Origin of the sequence: Streptomyces sp. ERV7 (assembly GCF_001653515.1) — a bacterium.
Classification (GTDB): Bacteria; Actinomycetota; Actinomycetes; order Streptomycetales; family Streptomycetaceae; genus Streptomyces.
Genome location: NZ_LYOY01000029.1, coordinates 574,058 through 590,848 on the forward strand (window position 1 = coordinate 574,058; position 16,791 = coordinate 590,848).

The window sequence follows — 16,791 nt, forward strand, 5'->3', positions numbered from 1 at the left end:
GGCTGCGACCAACGCCCTGAGGGGCGCGGGGAACTGCGCGCCCAGCCCACCACCGGCCCGCAGCCGCCCCCAAAGCGCTACGCCCCGTAGAACAGGCGCTCCACCACGGCCCGGGCCCGCCGCGTAACCCGGCGGTAGTCGTCGAGCATGTCCCCGACATGGCCCGGCTCGTACCCCAGATACCGGCCGACGGCCGCCAGCTCGCGCCCGTCGGACGGGAACGTGTCACCCGCGCGCCCCCGCACCAGCATCACCCCGTTCCGCACCCGCGTCGCCAGCACCCACGCGTCGTCCAGTATCACCGCGTCCTCGGTGGCGATCAGGCCCGCCGCGTGGGCGGCGGAGAGCGCGTCCCGGGTGCGGGTGGTGCGCAGGCCCGGCTCGGCCCAGCCGTGCCGCATCTGGAGGAGCTGGACCGTCCACTCGACGTCCGAGAGGCCGCCGCGCCCCAGCTTGGTGTGGAGCGTGGGATCGGCGCCGCGCGGCATCCGCTCCGACTCCATCCGGGCCTTGAGGCGTCTGATCTCCCGCTCCGCGTCGTCCCCGAGCCCTTCGGCCGGGTAGCGCAGCGGGTCGATGAGTTCGATGAACCGCCGCCCCAGGTCCTCGTCGCCGGCCATCGGCTCGGCGCGCAGCAGCGCCTGGCTCTCCCACACCAGGGACCAGCGGCGGTAGTACGCGGCGTAGGACGCCAGGGTGCGGACCATCGGGCCGCTCTTGCCCTCCGGGCGCAGATCCGCGTCGATCAGCAACGGCGGGTCCGCCGTGGGGAGCTGGAGCAGCCGGCGCATCTCGGCGACGACCCGGTTGGCGGTCCGGGTCGCCTCCTGCTCGTCGACGAACTCGCGCGGCTCGTGGACGAACAGGACGTCCGCGTCCGAGCCGTAGCTCAGCTCGTGCCCGCCGAAGCGGCCCATGCCGATGACCGCGAACCGGGTGGGCAGGGTCTCGCCCCACTCCGCCCGCACGGCCGCCCGCAGCGCGCCCGCGAGCGTCGCCGCGTTCAGGTCCGTCACCGCGTTCCCGACCCGGTCGACCAGCGCCCCCGGGTCCTCCTCGGCGGGGCTGTCCTCCGTACCGTAACTGCCGATCAGATCGGCCGCGGCGGTGCGGAACAGCTCCCGGCGCCGTACCCCGCGGGCCGCCGCGACCGCGCCCTCGGCGCTCTCGGAGCGGCCCACCGCGGCCAGCACCTCCTGCTCCAGCGGCTCGCGGACCCGCGGCCCCAGGCCCTCCGGGTCGCCCAGGATCGCCACCGCCTCCGGGGCGCGGAGCAGCAGGTCGGGGGCGAGGCGCCCGGCGGAGAGCACCCGGGCCAGGTTCTCCGCGGCCGCGCCCTCGTCCCGCAGCAGCCGCAGGTACCAGGGCGTCTTGCCGAGGGCGTCGGAGACCTTGCGGAAGCCCAGCAGGCCCGCGTCCGGGTCGGCGGAGTCGGCGAACCAGCCGAGCAGCACCGGCAGCAGGGTGCGCTGGATGGCGGCCTTGCGGGTCACGCCCGAGGAGAGCGCCTCCAGATGTCTCAGGGCCGCGGCCGGGTCCGCGTACCCCAGGGCCTCCAGACGCTGTCCGGCCGCGCGCGGGCTGAGCCGGGTCTCGCCGGGGGAGAGCTGGGCGACGGCGTCCAGCAGTGGCCGGTAGAAGAGCTTCTCGTGCAGCCGCCGCACCACGGAGGCGTGCTTCTTCCACTCCCGGTTGAGGCTGCTGACCGGCTCGGTGCGCAGACCGAGCGAGCGGCCAAGGCGCCGCAGAGCGGCCTCGTCCTCGGGGACGAGATGGGTGCGGCGCAGCCGGTAGAGCTGGATGCGGTGCTCCATCGCGCGCAGGAAGCGGTACGCCTCGTCGAGCTGGGCGGCGTCCGCGCGCCCCACATAGCCGCCCGCCGCGAGCGCGCCGAGCGCGTCCAGGGTGGTGCCGCTGTGCAGGGTCGCGTCGCCGCGCCCGTGCACCAGCTGGAGCAGCTGTACGGCGAACTCGACGTCCCGCAGCCCGCCGGGCCCCAGCTTCAGCTCGCGCTCCACCTGGGCGGCCGGGATGTTGTCGACGACCCGGCGGCGCATCTTCTGTACGTCCGCGACGAAGTTGTCGCGCTCGGCCGCCTGCCACACCAGGGGCGACACCGCCTCGATGTACGCGGCCCCCAGCTCCGGGTCACCGGCCACCGCCCGCGCCTTGAGCAGTGCCTGGAACTCCCAGGTCTTGGCCCAGCGCTGGTAGTAGGCGAGGTGCGAGGAGAGCGTGCGCACCAGCGGGCCGTTGCGGCCCTCGGGGCGCAGATTGGCGTCGACGGGCCAGATGGTGCCCTCGACGGTGGTCTCCGAGCAGATCCGCATCAGATGCGAGGCGAGGCGGGTGGCGGCCTGGAGCGCCTTGCGCTCGTCGGCGCCGTCCGCGGGCTCCGCCACGAAGATCACGTCGACGTCGGAGACGTAGTTCAGCTCGTGCCCGCCGCACTTGCCCATCGCGATCACCGCGAGCCGGCATATCGCGGCGTCCTCGGGGGCCGCGGTCCGGGCGATGGCGAGCGCCGCCCGCAGCGTGGCGGTGGCCAGGTCCGCGAGCTCGGCGGCCGCCTCGGCCACATCGGTCGTCCCGCACACATCACGGGCCGCTATGGTCAGCAGGCATCTGCGGTAGGCGATCCGCAGCGACACCGGGTCCTGGGCCCGCGCGAGGCCCCGCTCGAACTCCGCGACCCCCGGGTGCAGGTCCACGGCCTCGTAGGTGACGAGCGCGTGCCAGTCGCGCGGATGCCGGGCCAGATGGTCGCCGAGCGCCTCGGAGGCCCCCAGGACCCCCAGCAGACGGTCCCGCAGCGGCTTGGCGGTGATCAGGGTGTCGAGCAGCGCCTGCCGCTCGGCCGGGTCCTGCGCCTCCGCGATCCGCACCAGACCGGCGAGCGCCAGATCGGGGTCGGCGGTCGCGCCCAGCGCGTCCAGGAGCACCGGATCGCTCCGTACGGGGGCCAGCTCCGGGGTGTCGAGCAGGCGCTCGGCCGCCGACGGATCGGTGAAGCCGAACCGCAGCAGCCGTGTGAAGGTGCTGCTCCTGCGCCCCGGCACCGCCGTCATACCGCCGCCTCCCACTGCCACCGCACCCGGCTCCGCGCCGGATCAAGGTCGGATCCGAGCCTATCCGCAGCGGGCCGGGCAGGGGCAGGCGAGGAGTGGCTACACCCGTGCGGCACCGGTCACCACGCGGCCGCGTGGCGCGTTCTCGATCCGCCTGGACAGCCGGTGCGGCAGCTTGCCGTACCAGACGTACGAGACCAGGAAGCCGAAGGCCAGGCAGAGGATGCCGCCCACCGCGTCCAGCCAGAAGTGGTTGGCCGTCGAGACGATGACGACCAGGGTCGCCGCCGGGTAGAGCAGGCCGAGGATCCGGGCCCATGGCGCCTTGGCGAGCGCGAAGACCGTCAGACCGCACCACAGCGACCAGCCGATGTGCATCGACGGCATCGCCGCGTACTGGTTCGACATGTTCTTCAGGTCGCCCGAGGCCATCGAGCCCCATGTCTGGTGGACCAGGACGGTGTCGACGAAGCCCCCGTTGTTCATCAGCCGGGGCGGTGCCAGCGGGTAGAAGAAGTAGCCCACCAGGGCCACGCCGGTGGTGGCGAAGAGGATCAGCCGGGACGCGGCGTAACGGCCGGGCTGGCTGCGGAAGAGCCACACCAGGACGCCGATCGTCACCACGAAGTGGAGCGTGGCGTAGTAGTAGTTCATGCCGGTGATCAGCCATGTCACCGAGTTGACGCCGTGGTTGACGGAGCGCTCCACCGCGATGCCCAGGTGCTGCTCGACCGACCAGATCCAGTCGGCGTTGTCGAGCGCCTGCGACTTCTGTTCGGGGACGGCGTTGCGGATCAGTGAGTACGTCCAGTAACTCACCGCGATCAGGAGGACTTCGAACCAGATCCGGGGGCGGCGCGGGGTGCGCAGCCGCTGGAGGAGAGTGTCGGGCGGTGCCGGGACCGGCGGCGTCGGCGCTTCGGTGACGTGTTCTTCACTGACGGGTGTGGGCGCAGCCGACGAGGCGGCCGACGGGGTGTCCGCCGTACCTTCCAGAGTCTTCACGGTCATTTCACCCATAGCGAGAGAGTCTGCCAGATGGACCTGGGCCCCGCAGATCGTCCTCCGGTCGGGTTCGGTCCGGATTCCTACTCCCAGTGGAGGACTCCTCACGGAGGAGAGGGCGACTCTTGCCTCGATTTTATGCCGAATCGGGCAGCCCTCCCACTGGAGGGCTACTTGGGAGCCGGTCCAGAAGCGGTTGAACCGCGAACCACCAGTTCGGGCATGAAGACGAACTCGCTGTGCGGGGCCGGAGTGCCCCCGATCTCCTCAAGGAGCGCGCGGACCGCCGCCTGCCCCATGGCCGTCACCGGCTTGCGGATCGTGGTCAGCGGGGGATCGGTGAAGGCTATGAGCGGGGAGTCGTCGAAACCGACCACCGAGATGTCCTTCGGCACGTCGAGCCCGGCCTGGCGGGCCGCCCGGATCGCGCCGAGCGCCATCATGTCGCTGGCGCACACCACCGCCGTGCACCCCGCCGCGATCAGCGCGGTGGTCGCGGCCTGGCCGCCCTCCAGCGTGTACAGCGAGTGCTGGACCAGCGCCTCGGCCTCGGCCGGGGTCAGCCCCAGCGAGTCCTCCATCGCGGCCGTGAAGCCCTCGATCTTGCGCAGTACGGGGACGAACCGCTTGGGGCCCACGGCCAGCCCGATACGGGTGTGGCCGAGCGCGGCGAGGTGGGTGACCGCGAGCCGCATCGCGGCCCGGTCGTCGGGGGAGATGAACGGCGCCTGCACCTTCGGCGAGAAGCCGTCCACCAGCACGTACGGCACGCCCTGGGCGCGCAGCTGCTCGTAGCGGTCCATGTCGGCCGTGGTGTCGGCGTGCAGTCCGGAGACGAAGATGATGCCCGAGACGCCCCGGTCCACCAGCATCTCGGTGAGTTCGTCCTCGGTGGAGCCGCCGGGGGTCTGGGTGGCGAGGACCGGGGTGTACCCCTGGCGGGTCAGGGACTGGCCGATGACCTGGGCGAGCGCCGGGAAGATCGGGTTCTCCAGCTCCGGCGTTATCAGACCGACCAGACCGGCGCTGCGTCTGCGCAGCCGCACCGGGCGCTCGTAGCCGAGGACGTCGAGGGCGGCAAGCACGGATTCACGGGTGCCCGCGGCCACACCGGGCTTGCCGTTGAGCACGCGGCTGACTGTGGCTTCGCTGACCCCCGCCTGGGCTGCGATGTCGGCAAGCCGTGCGGTCACGGGATTGGACTGTACCGGTCGCACGTCAGATTGCCCACCAGACTGCGGATTCGGCGGGGATCGTGACGTTACCGCCCGTGAACTCCAGCGCCGAGGTCGACAGGAGCGGCCGTCCGGGGACGGTCAGTTGGGCCGTTTCGGCGCCCGTGTTGACCGTACAGACGAAGCCCGGCCGGGCGAAGGCCAGCACACCGTCGGGGGCCTCCAGCCACTCCATCTCCCCGTCCCCGAGCCCCGGCAGTTCGCGGCGCAGGGTGAGCGCCGAGCGGTAGAGCTCCAGGGTCGAGCGCGGGTCGCCGGTCTGCGCCTCGACGCAGAGGCCGCGCCAGGAGTCGGGCTGCGGGAGCCAGCTGCCGCTCTCGCCGAAGCCGTACGAGGGCCCCTCGGCGGTCCACGGGATCGGCACCCGGCAGCCGTCGCGGAAGCCGTCCTGGCCCTCGGCGCGGAAGAAGGACGGGTCCTGGCGGACCTCGTCGGGCAGGTCGGTGACCTCGGGCAGGCCCAGCTCCTCGCCCTGGTAGACATAGGCCGACCCCGGCAGCGCCAGCATCAGCAGGGCCGCCGCGCGGGCCCGGCGCAGGCCCTGGGCGCCGCCGCCGTAGCGGGTCGGGTGGCGTACCACGTCGTGGTTGGAGAGCACCCAGGTGGTGGGAGCGCCGACCGAGCGGGTCGCGGCGAGCGAGGCGTCGACGACCGCGCGCATCTCCGCCGCGTCCCAGGGGCAGTTCAGGAACTGGAAGTTGAAGGCCTGGTGCAGTTCGTCCGGGCGTACGTACAGGGCGAGCCGCTCGGGCGAGGGCGCCCAGGCCTCGGCGACCGCGATGCGCTCCCCCTCGTAGGAGTCGAGCAGCCGGCGCCAGGAGCGGTGGATCTCGTGGACGCCGTCCTGGTCGAAGAACGGCAGCTCCTGGGCGCCGATCAGCTTGGCCTGCTCACGGGCGCCGATGTCGGGCAGCCCGGCGGCCTTGACCATGCCGTGGGCCACGTCGATGCGGAAGCCGTCGACGCCGAGGTCCAGCCAGAAGCGCAGCACCGACTCGAACTCGGCCCGCACCTCGGGGTGTTCCCAGTTGAGGTCGGGCTGCTCGGGGGCGAACAGGTGCAGATACCAGTCGCCGTCCTCGGTGCGGGTCCAGGCCGGGCCACCGAAGACCGACTCCCAGTCGTTGGGGGGAGCGGCGCCGCCCTGGGCGGGCACGGCGGGCCGCTTGCCGGGGTGGAAGTGGTAGCGCTCGCGCTCGGGGCCGCCGGCCAGCGCCGCCCGGAACCAGCCGTGCTGGTCGGAGGTGTGGTTGGGGACGATGTCGACGATCACCCGCAGACCGAGCCGATGGGCCTCGCGGACCAGGTCGTCGGCGTCCTGGAGGTCGCCGAAGAGCGGGTCGACGGCCCGGTAGTCGGCCACGTCGTAGCCGCCGTCGGCCTGCGGGGAGGCGTAGAACGGGGTGAGCCAGACGGCGTCCGCGCCGAGCGCCGCGAGGTGCGGCAGCCGGGCCCGGATGCCGGGCAGGTCGCCGATGCCGTCGCCGTCGCCGTCCGCGAAGGAGCGGACGTACACCTGGTAGATGACGGCGTCGCGCCACCAGTCGGCGCCGCTCCCCGGGGCCCGGCCCCTGCGGCCCGCGACGGCGGTGGTCGTGGTCAGCTCCTGCGTCATGAACGGGTCCCTCTCCGACGGCCTGCACGAGGTCTTGCGACTACGGGATCAACGCCGCTGCACCTCGAAGGTAACAGTGCTGCAAGGTCTTGCGGAAGCCTTGCAAAGGCGGCGGACAGGTCCCGGGCGTGCCCATGGGGTACGGAAGGCCCTCCTGACAAGGCGCGCATCGGCAACCGTGTGGACACGCGGATGTAACGATCGACCGGCCTTGCAGAAATTCTTCGCAAGGTCTTTCGGTCTTCTTTCATCCTTGTTACGTTCCTGGCGATCCGGCGCCGTGATGGCGCGGCACCCGTTGAAGGAGTTCACATGCGACGTGGCATAGCGGCCACCGCGCTGGTCGCGACCCTGGCGCTCGCGGCGACGGCCTGCGGCGACAGTGACAGCAGTGACAGCGGTGACAAGAAGAGCTCGGGTGAGCTCTCCGGCACCGTCACGTGGTGGGACACCTCGAACGACACCGAGAAGGCGACCTTCAAGAAGATCGCCGAGGACTTCCACGCGCAGCACCCCAAGGTCACCGTCAAGTACGTCAACGTGCCGTACGGCGACGCGCAGAACAAGATCAAGAACGCGTTCAGCAGCGGCTCCGACGCCCCGGACGTGATCCGCGCCGACGTCGGCTGGGTCGCCGACTTCGCCTCGCTCGGCTACCTGGACAAGGTCCCGGACGCCAAGGCCAAGGAAGTGGACTCCGCCTTCCTCAAGCAGGCCGCGGCCAGCGGCAAGTACGACGGCCAGATGTACGCCGTCCCGCAGGTGATCGACACCCTCGGCCTCTTCTACAACAAGAAGATGCTCAAGGACGCGGGCGTCGAGCCGCCGAAGTCCCTCGAAGAGATGAAGACGGCCGCCGCCGCCATCAAGTCCAAGACCGGCAAGACCGGCATGTACCTGCGCGGCGACGACTCGTACTGGTTCCTGCCGTTCATCTACGGCGAGGGCGGCGACCTCGTCGACGCCAAGAACAAGAAGGTCACCGTCGACGGGCCGGCCGGGGTCAAGGCCTTCAAGGCCGCCCGTGAGCTGGTCACCTCCGGCGCCGCGATCACCAACGCGACCGACGGCTGGAACAACATGGAGACCGCCTTCAAGTCGGGCAAGGTCGCCATGATGGTCAACGGCCCCTGGGCCGTGGCCGACGCCTACGCCGGCGACGAGTTCAAGGACAAGGCGAACCTCGGCATCGCCGCGGTCCCGGCCGGCTCCGCCGCCCAGGGCGCCCCGCAGGGCGGCCACGACCTCGCGGTCTACGCGGGCTCCAAGAACCGCGACGCCTCGCACGCCTTCGTGGACTACCTGACCTCGCAGACCGTCCAGGTGCAGACCACCAAGGCGCTCAGCCTGCTGCCGACCCGGACCGCCGCGTACGACCAGCCGGACGTCAAGTCCAACGAGATGGTCCAGTTCTTCAAGCCGGCCGTCGACAAGGCCGTCGAGCGCGCCTGGATCCCGGAGAACGGCGCCCTCTTCGAGCCGCTGAAGCTCCAGTTCACCAAGGCCGTGACCGGCGCCTCCTCGCCCGAGGACGCGGCCAAGGCCTCCGCCACCGCCTTCCACAAGATCCTCAAGGACTGGAAGTAGCGGACGGGCAGCGGGAGACGGGTACTGACTGACATGACTGTCCACACCGGCCAGTCGACGGCGAAGGCCGCGGGCGAGGACGCCCGCGGCCGGGGCCGTGCGACCGGCGAGCGCCCCGGCCGGCTCCGGCGGGCGCTCTCGACGCACTGGTACGCCTGGACGATGGTCGCCCCCGTGGTGATCGTCCTCGGCGTGATCATCGGATGGCCGCTCGGCCGCGGCGTCTATCTGTCGCTGACCGACGCCAACGAGCGCAACGTCGGCCGCACGATCGGCGCCAACCACATCGACGCCACGTACGAGTTCGTCGGCCTCGACAACTATGTGGACGCGCTGAGCGACCCCATCTTCGTGCAGCGTCTGGTGTGGACCGTGGTGTGGACGGTGTGCTGTGTCTCCGCCACGTTCCTGCTCGGCCTGGTCCTGGCGAACATGCTCAACCGGGAGTTCCGGGGCCGGGCGGCCTACCGGATGATGCTGATCCTGCCGTGGGCGGTGCCGGGCTTCGTCTCGGTGTTCGCCTGGCGCTTCCTCTTCAACCGCGACAACGGCCTGCTCAACAAGGTCCTGGACGGCGGCGGCATCTCCGCGGTGCCGTGGCTGGACGACCCGACCTGGGCGAAGTTCTCGGTCATCGCGGTCAACGTCTGGCTGGGCGTGCCGTTCATGATGGTGGCGCTGCTCGGCGGGCTCCAGTCGATCCCGGGCGAGCTGTACGAGGCCGCGGAGATGGACGGGGCGGGGCCGTGGAAGCGCTTCCTCTACATCACCGTCCCCGGCCTGCGCGCGGTCTCCTCCACGGTGATCCTGCTCTCCACCATCTGGACGTTCAACATGTTCCCGGTGATCTTCCTGCTCACCCGGGGCGGTCCCGGTGACTCCACGGAGATCCTGGTGACGCAGGCGTTCCGGCAGGCCTTCGTGGAGAGCCCGCGCGACTTCGCCGGGTCGGCGACGTGGGGCGTGCTGATCCTGGCGGTGCTGATGATCTTCGCGTTCGTGTACCGGCGGTCGCTTCGCAAGCAGGGAGAGGTGTGGTGACGATGTCGTCGGTACGGGAGCCCGCGGATACGCGTGGTCCGGTGCGGGGCAAGCGGTCGCCGCTCGCCTCGGTCGGTCTGCACGCCACGCTGATCGTGGCGTCGGTCATCGCCGTCTTCCCCGTCCTGTGGGTGCTGCTGACCTCGCTGAAGCCGGCGAAGTACGCGATCACCACGGACTTCTTCAAGGACACGACGCTCGACAACTACCGCTATCTGGTGGACAAGACGAGCTTCTTCACCTGGTTCGGGAACTCGGCGCTGATCGCCGGGGTGACCACGCTGCTCGGCGTGTTCATCTCCGCGACGACGGGCTACGCGGTGAGCCGCTTCAAGTTCCCCGGGATGCGGCCGCTGATGTGGACGCTGCTGATCACCCAGATGTTCCCCATGGCGATCCTGATCGTCCCGCTCTACAACCTGATGGGCCAGCTGGGGCTGCTGAACCAGCCGGTGGGCCTGATCATCACGTATCTGACGATCGCCGTCCCGTTCTGCGCCTGGATGATGAAGGGCTTCTTCGACGGGATCCCGGTGGAGATCGACGAGTCGGGGCGGGTGGACGGGCTGAACCCGTTCGGCACGTTCTGGCGCCTGATCCTGCCGCTGGCGAAGCCGGGTCTCGCGGTGACGGCGTTCTACTCCTTCATCACGGCGTGGGGCGAGGTCGCGTACTCGTCGGCGTTCATGGTCGGGGACGAGAACCTGACGCTGGCGGGCGGGCTCCAGACGTTCGTCACCCAGTACACGGCGAACTGGGGTCCGATGACGGCGGCGTCCGTGCTGATCGCGGTGCCGGCGGCGGCGTTCTTCCTGTTCGCGCAGAAGCATCTGGTTGCGGGGATGACGGCGGGGGCGACGAAGGGGTGACGTGTTTATGGCCCCTCCCCGCCCGTTCCCTCAACCCTCCGGGGGCGCCGACACCACCCGCGCCCCCGCCGCCACCGGCACCCGTACGTCCGGCTCCACGCTGGAGTCCACCAGGACGAGCGCGGCCGTGCGGTCCGGGTGCAGCCGGGCGTACGCCTCCGCGTGGAAGCCCGCGATGGAGTGCCCCACCACCGTCACCGGCCCGGCCACCCCCACCGCGTCCAGGACGGCCGCGATCCGGTGGGCCTCCCCCGAGGCCGTCGGCGGCGCCGGTGCCGGGCCGGAGAGGCCGTGGCCGGGGCGGTCGAAGCGGACGACCGTGCGGTGCGGGGCGAGGAGGTCCGCCACCTCGTCCCAGTCGAACCAGGCCATGCCCAGGCCCGCGCTGAGCAGCACGGGCGGACCGCTGCCCGCCACCACCACATGGTGCGGCACCCCGTCGATCCGTACGAAGGTCATACTCGATTGTCGCGCGCGACCGCGTACGCGAGCACCCCCAGCCACACCGCCACGATCAGCACCTGTGCCCGCTGCCCGGCCCCCAGCGACCAGGTGCCGCGCCCGGCCTGGAACGCGGCGATCGCGGCCAGCGTCCAGACGGTGACGGCCAGTTCGAGGACGGCGAGCACCGGGCCGTACCGGGCCAGCGGGGCCCAGCGGCCGTAGCGGCGGGCCGCGACGGTGAGCGCCACCACCGCCACCAGCGCGCCGGTCATCGCGAGGCTGCTGCTCACCGCGTGCGCGGTGTGCGTGGCCGGGACCAGACCGGCCGTCTCGCGGGCCGCGCACTCGGGGTCGGCGGTCGGCGCGCAGCTCAGCGGGAGCCGGGAGTCGGCCACGGTCGCCGCGCCGAACAGCACGAGCCCCGCCCACCCGGCCACCGACCAGGCCCGCCGCTCGCACCGGTACAGCGCCCACGACGACCCGGCGAGCACCAGCGCCCCGGCCGTCAGGTCCGTCGCCCGGAAGAGCCCGCCGAGCGGCTGGTCGGCGGCGGCGAGCTCGCTCACGTACGTCCGCACGGGGTCGAGGCCGGTGTGCAGGACCACTTCGAGCACCCACGCGGTGTACGCGAGCGCGCCGAGCGCCAGCAGGACCACCGCGGGCCGGACGCGCGAGATGGGTTCGTCCTCTTCGGCCGCCGCGTCCGTGGTCGTCATGGGGTCATGCTCGCCGGGGCGCCCCGGCCCCGCACGTCGAGCGATACCGGGTGGGGGTAGGGTGCGGTCCATGGTGAGCGCGGGGAGGACGACGGCGTACGGGCAGCTGCTGCTCTGCGCCGCGCTGCTCTTCGGCATCTTTACGATGCACACGGTCGGGCATCCGGCGGAGCACTCGGCCGGGGCCGGGGAACACGCCCCGATGGCCGCCGGGGAGCACGCCCCGGCAGCCATGACCATGGCGGCGCCCGCCTCCGTGACCGCCGGTCACCACCAGGCCGCCGCGCCCCGCCACGAACCCCCGCTCGGGATGGACCCCGGGTCCGTGTGTCTCGCGGTGCTCGGCGTGTGGAGGCTCGCCCTGCTCGCCATACGGCTGCTGTCGGCGCGCGGCCGCACCCCGGACGCGAGCGCCGCACGCGGCCGGACCCTGCGGCCGCCGTGGCCCAACCCTCCCCCTCCCTACGGGAGTTCCGTCGCCGCCTTGTCGGTGCTGCGCCAGTAGGAGCGCGCGAAGCAGCAGACGCGCCCCTACGTTTTCGCATGCCCACACCACGAGGTGCACCCAGTCATGTCCGCACACCCCACCCGACGCGCCGTGCTCGGCGCCACCACCGCCGTCGCGGGCGGCGCCCTGCTCGCCGCCTGCTCGGACTCCGGCTCCATGGACGGTATGGACCACGGCGCGGGCCACGGCTCCACGCCGTCGTCGACACCGAACGGCTTCGTCGACCCGGGCGGTCCCGAGGTCGCCGCCGCCGAGGCCCGGCGCGGCTCCGGGCCCGTCCGCGACGTCCGGCTCACCGCCACCGCGACCCCGCTCGACCTGGGCGGCCGTACCGTCCGGTCCTGGGCGTACGGCGACCGGCTGCCCGGGCAGGAGGTGCGGGTCACCGCGGGCGACACGCTCGCGCTCACCCTCGCCAACCACCTTCCCGAGCCGACCTCGCTGCACTGGCACGGCCTCGCCCTGCGCAACGACATGGACGGCGTGCCCGGTCTGACCCAGCGGCCCGTCGCGCCGGGCGCGTCCTTCGCCTACCGGTTCGCCGTCACCCACCCCGGCACCTACTGGTTCCACCCGCACTCCGGCGTCCAGCAGGACCGCGGCCTGTACGCCCCGCTGATCGTGGAGGACCCGAAGGAGCCGCTGGCCTACGACCGGGAGTGGGTCGTGGTCCTGGACGACTGGGTCGACGGGGTGGACGGCTCGACCCCGGACGCGGTCCTCGCGGAGCTGCGGAAGGGGATGGGGGGCACGGGCGACGGCTCCATGGACCACTCCGGCCACGACATGCCCGGCATGGCCTCGCCGACCCCGGCCGGTCCCGGCGGCCCCTCCCGCATGCTCATGGGCGCCGACAGCCCGCTGCTCGGCGGCGACGCGGGCGACGTCGCCTACCCGTACTACCTGGTCAACGGCCGTACGCCGCAGGCTCCTTCCTCCTTCACGGCCAAGCCGGGCGAGCGCATCCGGCTGCGGATCGTCAACGCGGGCGGGGACACCGCGTTCCGGGTGGCGCTCGGCGGCCACGAGCTGACCGTGACCCACACGGACGGCTTCCCGGTCCGGCACACCACGACGGACGCGCTGCTGCTGGGCATGGGCGAGCGGTACGACGTGCTGGTGACGGCGGGCGACGGAGTGTTCCCGCTGGTGGCGCAGGCCGAGGGGAAGGGCGCGGCGGCGCTCGCGGTGCTGCGCACCGGCGGCGGGGCCGCGCCCACCGCCTCCGTACGCCCCAAGGAGCTGACCGGGCGGCTGCTCACGGCCGACAAGCTCGTGCCCGACGCCTCCGTGGCACTGTCCTCGAAGGCGCCCGACCGGACCGTGAAGCTGACGCTGACCGGCGGGATGGCGAAGTACGACTGGGCCTTCGACGGGAAGCCGTACCGGCCGGACGCGCGGCACCCGGTCGGCGCGGGTGAGCGGGTGCGGATGGTCTTCGCCAACACGACGTCGATGTGGCACCCGGTGCATCTGCACGGCCACACGTTCGCGCTGGCGGGCGGCGCGGGCGGGGCCCGCAAGGACACGGCGCTGGTACTGCCGGGGAAGACGCTGACCGTGGACTTCGACGCGGACAACCCCGGGCTCTGGATGGTCCACTGCCACAACGTCTACCACTCGGAGGCCGGGATGATGACGGTCCTGGGCTACCGGAAGTAGGCCGGTGAGGGGGTGGAGCGGGGCACGGCTGCCTCGCTCCACCCCCCATCGCGTCGCTTTGACGATTACACTGGCGGGGTGCCTCAACTACGTCTCGCTCTGAATCAGATCGACTCGACCGTCGGCGACATCGCCGCGAACGCCGAGGCGATCACGCACTGGACCCGGCACTCCGCCGAGCAGGGGGCGCACCTCGTCGCCTTCCCCGAGATGATGCTGACCGGCTACCCCGTCGAGGACCTGGCGCTGCGGTCCTCGTTCGTCGAGGCGTCCCGGCAGGCGCTGACCGGCCTCGCGGCGCGGCTGGCCGCCGACGGCCTGGGCGAGATCCCGGTCGTCGTCGGCTATCTCGACCGGTCGGCCGACCGCCCCCGCTACGGCCAGCCCGCGGGCGCCCCGCGCAACGCGGGCGCCGTGCTGCACCGCGGCGAGGTCGTCCTCAGATACGCCAAGCACCATCTGCCCAACTACGGCGTCTTCGACGAGTTCCGGTACTTCGTGCCGGGCGACACCATGCCCGTGGTCCGGGTCCACGGCGTCGATGTGGCCCTCGCCATCTGCGAGGACCTCTGGCAGGACGGCGGCCGCGTCCCGGCCACCCGCTCCGCCGGGGCCGGGCTCCTGCTCTCGATCAACGCCTCGCCGTACGAGCAGGACAAGGACGACACCCGCCTCGAACTGGTCCGCAAGCGCGCCCAGGAGGCCGGGTGCACCACCGCCTATCTGGCGATGACCGGCGGCCAGGACGAGCTGGTCTTCGACGGCGACTCGATCGTCGTCGACCGGGACGGCGAAGTCGTCGCCCGCGCCCCGCAGTTCACCGAGGGCTGCGTCCTGCTCGACCTGGAGCTGCCGGCCGCGGGCCCGGTGCCGTCCGGGACCGTCGACGACGGGCTGCGGATCGAGCACGTGATCCTCTCCGAGGAGCCCGTCCCGGCGTACGAACCGGAGCTGACCGGAGGGCAGGCGGCCCGTCTCGACGACGACGAGGAGGTGTACTCGGCGCTGGTCACCGGGCTGCGCGCGTATGTCGTCAAGAACGGCTTCCGGTCCGTCCTGATCGGTCTGTCCGGGGGCATCGACTCGGCGCTGGTCGCCGCGATCGCCTGCGACGCGCTCGGCGCGGAGAACGTGTACGGCGTGTCGATGCCGTCCAAGTACTCCTCCGAGCACTCCAAGGGCGACGCGGCCGAGCTGGCCCGGCGCACCGGGCTGAACCTGCGCACGGTGAGCATCGAGCCGATGTTCAGCGCGTACATGGTCTCGCTGGGCCTCACCGGGCTCGCCGAGGAGAACCTCCAGTCGCGGCTGCGCGGCACCCTGCTGATGGCGATCTCCAACCAGGAGGGCCACCTGGTGCTCGCGCCGGGCAACAAGTCCGAGCTGGCGGTGGGGTACTCGACCCTGTACGGCGACTCGGTCGGCGCGTACGGCCCGATCAAGGACGTCTACAAGACCACCGTCTTCCGGCTCGCCAACTGGCGCAACGAGGCCGCGGCCGAGCGGGGCGAGGTGGCGCCCGTCCCGGAGAACTCGATCACCAAGCCGCCCAGCGCCGAGCTCCGCCCGGACCAGGTCGACACGGACTCGCTGCCGGACTACGCGGTGCTGGACGCGATCCTGGCCATGTACGTCGACCGCGACCAGGGCCGTGAGGCGATCGTGGCGGCGGGGTTCGACGCGGAGCTGGTGGCGCGGACGCTGCGGATGGTCGACACCGCCGAGTACAAGCGGCGCCAGTACCCGCCGGGCACCAAGATCTCCGCGAAGGGCTTCGGCAAGGACCGGCGGCTGCCGATCACCAACCGGTGGCGCGAGTCGGTCTGAGGCGGTCGCGGCGGCCCTCGGCTCAGATCTTGAGCCGGGCCGCGATCGGCAGGTGGTCGCTCGGGGTCCGGCCCAGCGTCCACGACGACTTCGGCTCGACGCCCTTGACCATGATCTGGTCGATCCGGGCCATCGGGAACGACGCGGGCCAGCTGAAGCCGAAGCCGTTGCCCGCCGCGCCCTGGGTGGAGCGCATCTGCGAGGTGATGTTGTTCAGGGCGCGGTCGTTCATGGTGCCGTTGAGGTCACCGAGCAGGACCACCTTCTTCAGCGACTCGCCCGCGATGGCGTCGCCCAGGGCGTCCGCGCTGGCGTCCCGCTGGCGCGCGGTGAACCCGGCGCTCAGCTTCACCCGTACCGAGGGCATGTGCGCCACGTACACCTTCACCTGGCCGGCGGGGGTGCTCACGGTGGCCCGCATGGCGCGGGTCCAGCCCATCTTGATGTCGACCGGCTCGGCGTCGCTCAGCGGGAACCTGGACCACAGGCCGACCGTGCCCTGCACCGAGTGGTGCGGGTAGGTCCCGGCCAGCGCCTGCTCGTAGGCGTCGACGCTGCGGCCGGGCAGCTCCTCCAGGGCCAGGACGTCGGCGCCGGAGGCGATGAGCTTGCGGGCGGTACCGGCCGGGTCGGGGTTGTCGGCGTTCACGTTGTGGGTGGCGACGACCAGGTTGCCGCCCTTGCTCTCCTTGTCGGTGAGCAGCCCGCCGAAGAGATTGAGCCAGACGACCGCCGGCAGGACCAGGGCGATCAGCGCGGTCGCCGAGCGGCGCCACAGGGCCAGGCCCAGGAGCACCGGGACGAAGATCCCGAGCCACGGCAGGAAGGTTTCCGTGAGGCTGCCCAGGTTGCCGATCCGGTTGGGGATCTGCGCGTGGACCAGCATGACCAGGGCGATCAGCACCGCGAGCCCGGCCAGGACCAGACCGCGGCGCCAGATGCCGGGATCGTTTCTCCAGCCGTCCAGCAGGCGCCGGACCCGGGATCCGGAGCGCTCGCCCTCCGCGCTGCCGTTCCCCGTCTCCGTCAAGTACGCCCGCGTCATACCGCTGTCCTCACTGCCTTGCCGTTCGCACACCGTCGCCCCTGTGACCCTAGGCGATGGAGGGCGGCTTTCCCTGTCGTCGTACGGCCTCGATGACGACGGGGCGCCGTGCCGGGTTCCAGCGGGTCACGGCCGTGGGGGCAGCTGTGACAAAACGCGCATATTTGCG

12 protein-coding genes and 1 pseudogene are annotated in these 16,791 nt (G+C 71.9%); 6 read left to right on the forward strand and 7 right to left on the reverse strand.

Annotation, left to right across the window (positions count from 1 at the left end):
• Nucleotides 1-77 precede the first annotated feature (77 nt).
• From A8W25_RS08885 to A8W25_RS08900, 4 genes are all read right to left on the reverse strand, one after another.
• Nucleotides 78-3,068, reverse strand: coding sequence for a bifunctional [glutamine synthetase] adenylyltransferase/[glutamine synthetase]-adenylyl-L-tyrosine phosphorylase (locus tag A8W25_RS08885; RefSeq protein ID WP_067158429.1), 2,991 nt, complete (start codon nucleotides 3,066-3,068; stop codon nucleotides 78-80).
• Between the two features lie 99 nt (nucleotides 3,069-3,167).
• A complete protein-coding gene (locus A8W25_RS08890; RefSeq protein WP_067158431.1) occupies nucleotides 3,168-4,088 on the reverse strand; it encodes a phosphatase PAP2 family protein in 921 nt (306 codons plus the stop codon).
• Nucleotides 4,089-4,243: 155 nt separating this feature from the next.
• A complete protein-coding gene (locus A8W25_RS08895; RefSeq protein ID WP_067160863.1) occupies nucleotides 4,244-5,266 on the reverse strand; it encodes a LacI family DNA-binding transcriptional regulator in 1,023 nt (340 codons plus the stop codon).
• A gap of 25 nt (nucleotides 5,267-5,291) precedes the next feature.
• Nucleotides 5,292-6,923, reverse strand: coding sequence for a glycoside hydrolase family 13 protein (locus tag A8W25_RS08900; protein ID WP_067158434.1), 1,632 nt, complete (start codon nucleotides 6,921-6,923; stop codon nucleotides 5,292-5,294).
• Between the two features lie 312 nt (nucleotides 6,924-7,235).
• Here A8W25_RS08900 and A8W25_RS08905 point away from each other — a divergent pair, with 312 nt between their 5' ends.
• The 3 genes from A8W25_RS08905 to A8W25_RS08915 are packed head-to-tail and all read left to right on the forward strand — an operon-like array spanning nucleotide 7,236 to nucleotide 10,420.
• Nucleotides 7,236-8,510, forward strand: a complete 1,275-nt coding sequence (locus tag A8W25_RS08905; protein ID WP_067158436.1) for an extracellular solute-binding protein — start codon at nucleotides 7,236-7,238, stop codon at nucleotides 8,508-8,510.
• A 33-nt stretch (nucleotides 8,511-8,543) separates the two neighbouring features.
• Complete coding sequence (locus A8W25_RS08910) at nucleotides 8,544-9,551, forward strand: carbohydrate ABC transporter permease (protein ID WP_067158438.1); 1,008 nt, start codon at nucleotides 8,544-8,546, stop codon at nucleotides 9,549-9,551.
• Between the two features lie 2 nt (nucleotides 9,552-9,553).
• Nucleotides 9,554-10,420 (forward strand): sugar ABC transporter permease, encoded by an 867-nt coding sequence (locus A8W25_RS08915; RefSeq protein ID WP_067158440.1) that lies wholly within the window; start codon nucleotides 9,554-9,556, stop codon nucleotides 10,418-10,420.
• A 45-nt stretch (nucleotides 10,421-10,465) separates the two neighbouring features.
• Here A8W25_RS08915 and A8W25_RS08920 read toward each other — a convergent pair.
• Both A8W25_RS08920 and A8W25_RS08925 read right to left on the reverse strand, forming a co-directional pair.
• Nucleotides 10,466-10,879: pseudogene (locus A8W25_RS08920) on the reverse strand (alpha/beta fold hydrolase); the annotation flags it as partial.
• A complete protein-coding gene (locus A8W25_RS08925) occupies nucleotides 10,876-11,580 on the reverse strand; it encodes a DUF998 domain-containing protein (protein ID WP_079125913.1) in 705 nt (234 codons plus the stop codon). The pseudogene A8W25_RS08920 and the gene A8W25_RS08925, both read right to left, overlap by 4 nt.
• A 70-nt stretch (nucleotides 11,581-11,650) precedes the next feature.
• On the opposite strand from A8W25_RS08925, the gene A8W25_RS08930 reads away from it, so the two are divergent.
• The 3 genes from A8W25_RS08930 (at nucleotide 11,651) to A8W25_RS08940 (ending at nucleotide 15,577) form a co-directional block, all read left to right on the forward strand.
• Entirely contained in the window at nucleotides 11,651-12,085 is a 435-nt protein-coding gene (locus A8W25_RS08930; RefSeq protein WP_067158442.1) for a DUF6153 family protein, read from the forward strand.
• A gap of 66 nt (nucleotides 12,086-12,151) precedes the next feature.
• Nucleotides 12,152-13,750, forward strand: coding sequence for a multicopper oxidase family protein (locus tag A8W25_RS08935; RefSeq protein WP_067158445.1), 1,599 nt, complete (start codon nucleotides 12,152-12,154; stop codon nucleotides 13,748-13,750).
• Between the two features lie 78 nt (nucleotides 13,751-13,828).
• Nucleotides 13,829-15,577 carry an NAD+ synthase gene (locus tag A8W25_RS08940; RefSeq protein WP_067158446.1) on the forward strand — a complete coding sequence of 583 codons (1,749 nt, stop codon included), beginning with the start codon at nucleotides 13,829-13,831 and terminating at the stop codon, nucleotides 15,575-15,577.
• 22 nt (nucleotides 15,578-15,599) lie between these two features.
• On the opposite strand, the gene A8W25_RS08945 is transcribed toward A8W25_RS08940, so the two are convergent.
• Entirely contained in the window at nucleotides 15,600-16,622 is a 1,023-nt protein-coding gene (locus tag A8W25_RS08945; protein ID WP_079125914.1) for an endonuclease/exonuclease/phosphatase family protein, read from the reverse strand.
• Nucleotides 16,623-16,791 lie beyond the last annotated feature (169 nt).